Annotated in this window: 1 protein-coding gene; it reads right to left on the minus strand. The window is 37.3% G+C overall.

Features of this window, described 5'->3' with window-relative positions; genetic code table 11:
* The coding region (locus ACPUEY_RS14070; protein ID WP_425122469.1) for a DnaB-like helicase C-terminal domain-containing protein at positions 1-675 on the minus strand (675 nt) is incomplete at its 3' end.
* Positions 676-798: the final 123 nt, after the last annotated feature.

Genomic DNA, 798 nt, shown 5'->3' on the forward strand with positions numbered 1-798 from the left:
TGAGAAGAATGTTCCCATGTAATCTTTACTCGCTTTTGCTCCACGTCTCATCGTTTCTAATACGAAAGCTGTCTTACCAACAGATGGCCTTGCAGCTACAATTATTAAATCTGAAGGTTGCCATCCGTCTAACGCTTTGTTGATGCTCGTAAACCCTGTTGGCGTTCCGCTCAAGCCTTGTTCTGGCATTTGGCTATGTTGTTGCACCCTCATTTGCAACTTCTCTTTAAAAGAAGGCTGTGGCTTTATAGTGGCAACCTGAACGTTATTAATCTTTGAAATTAATTCATTTAGTTGCTTAGAGTTGTGTACGAATTTCGTTTTATCCTTAAAGTTCTCAACTTCTTGTAAAGCTTCTTCAATCGCTACGAACTCGATCATCTTATCTTGTGTGAATTTGAAGTTATGACTTAATACTCCCAATCCATAAACGTTACTTAATGTATTTACACCGCCGAACATTGCCATTTTGTTCTCTCCTACTTGAGCAAGAGAGTTCATATCAGCTGGCTTGTCCTCATCACGTAATTCCTTCATGACTTTAAATAAGCTTTTGTTATGCGGATTCATATAATGTTTCGGTTTTAATCGTGTTTCATCTATTAAACTGTTATCTCGCATCATCATGCTGAGACTATGACATTCGTTTTCGTAATGAACCTGGTACTTATCCATCCGTTACACCTCAATCAAGTAAATTATCAATATCAAAGTTAGCTGTTGGTTGTTTCTTTTGTTCAGGTTTCTTATACTCAAGATATCTTTCGTCATTCAAGAAACCTTCCATCATCTTGATGA

It is taken from the genome of Acinetobacter sp. G11 (genome assembly GCF_049808495.1).
GTDB classification, from domain to species: domain Bacteria; phylum Pseudomonadota; class Gammaproteobacteria; order Pseudomonadales; family Moraxellaceae; genus Acinetobacter; species Acinetobacter kookii.